The organism is Caminicella sporogenes DSM 14501, from assembly GCF_900142285.1.
In the GTDB taxonomy this organism is placed as follows: Bacteria; Bacillota; Clostridia; order Peptostreptococcales; family Caminicellaceae; genus Caminicella; species Caminicella sporogenes.
Genome location: NZ_FRAJ01000043.1, coordinates 1 through 1,098, shown reverse-complemented (window position 1 = coordinate 1,098; position 1,098 = coordinate 1). Strand labels below are relative to the sequence as shown.

Here is a 1,098-nt window from a genome sequence, read left to right as displayed (position 1 = left end):
ATTCAATATGATAAAATAAAAAACCCTTGATTTTCAAGGGTTTTAATTTTGGTGCACTGTGAGGGATTCGAACCCCCGACCCCATGATTCGTAGTCATGTGCTCTATCCAGCTGAGCTAACAGTGCCTATTAATTTTTGAAATAATAAAATGGAGGCGGCACCCAGATTCGAACTGGGGAATAAAGGTTTTGCAGACCTCTGCCTTACCACTTGGCTATGCCGCCACATAAACTGGTGACCCATCCGCGACTCGAACGCGGGACACCCTGATTAAAAGTCAGGTGCTCTACCGACTGAGCTAATGGGTCTTATTTGGCTGGGGATGCAGGACTCGAACCTGCGCATCACGGAGTCAAAGTCCGTTGCCTTACCGACTTGGCTAATCCCCAATGTAAACTTGGTGAATTGGGGCGGCTGATGGGATTCGAACCCACGCATGCAGGAGCCACAATCCTGTGTCTTAACCACTTGACGACAGCCGCCATCACAATTAAAACCATTGGAGCGGTAGAAGGGATTTGAACCCTCGGCCCTCGCCTTGGCAAGGCGATGCTCTACCACTGAGCCACTACCGCATATATGGTGGAGGGAGCTGGATTCGAACCAGCGTAGGCTTAGCCAACGGATTTACAGTCCGCCCCCTTTAGCCTCTCGGGCATCCCTCCACATGGAGCTGGCGATGGGACTCGAACCCGCAACCTGCTGATTACAAGTCAGCTGCTCTACCAGTTGAGCTACGCCAGCACAAATAATACAATGAATAATTAATAATTAAAAAACAACAAATCATCAAATGATTTTAAGATCTTCTAATACCTATTCATTATTCACTATTAACTATTAATTATTAAATTGGCGACCCGGAAGGAACTCGAACCCTCGGCCTCTAGCGTGACAGGCTAGCGTTCTAACCAACTGAACTACCGGGCCAAGTATAAATTAAAAATTATGAATTAAGAATTAAAAATATATTAAATTCTTCTCAATAATTCTCAATTATTAATTGAATCTGGTGGGCGCAATAGGACTTGAACCTATGACCCCCTGCTTGTAAGGCAGGTGCTCTCCCAGCTGAGCTATGCGCCCGTTTGGTGACC

Annotated in this window: 10 tRNA genes; all 10 read right to left on the bottom strand. The window is 46.2% G+C overall.

Features of this window, described 5'->3' with window-relative positions:
* Nucleotides 1-49: 49 nt before the first annotated feature.
* Nucleotides 50-126 (bottom strand) — tRNA-Arg (locus BUA90_RS12110).
* A 24-nt stretch (nucleotides 127-150) separates the two neighbouring features.
* A tRNA-Cys gene (locus BUA90_RS12105) sits at nucleotides 151-225 on the bottom strand.
* 8 nt (nucleotides 226-233) lie between these two features.
* Nucleotides 234-309 (bottom strand) — tRNA-Lys (locus BUA90_RS12100).
* 5 nt (nucleotides 310-314) lie between these two features.
* A tRNA-Gln gene (locus tag BUA90_RS12095) sits at nucleotides 315-390 on the bottom strand.
* Nucleotides 391-407: 17 nt separating this feature from the next.
* Nucleotides 408-483 (bottom strand) — tRNA-His (locus tag BUA90_RS12090).
* Nucleotides 484-501: 18 nt separating this feature from the next.
* Nucleotides 502-576 (bottom strand) — tRNA-Gly (locus BUA90_RS12085).
* A 5-nt stretch (nucleotides 577-581) separates the two neighbouring features.
* A tRNA-Tyr gene (locus BUA90_RS12080) sits at nucleotides 582-666 on the bottom strand.
* Nucleotides 667-669: 3 nt separating this feature from the next.
* Nucleotides 670-745: transfer RNA gene (locus tag BUA90_RS12075), tRNA-Thr, on the bottom strand.
* Nucleotides 746-854: 109 nt separating this feature from the next.
* Nucleotides 855-931: transfer RNA gene (locus tag BUA90_RS12070), tRNA-Asp, on the bottom strand.
* Between the two features lie 80 nt (nucleotides 932-1,011).
* Nucleotides 1,012-1,087 (bottom strand) — tRNA-Val (locus BUA90_RS12065).
* Nucleotides 1,088-1,098 lie beyond the last annotated feature (11 nt).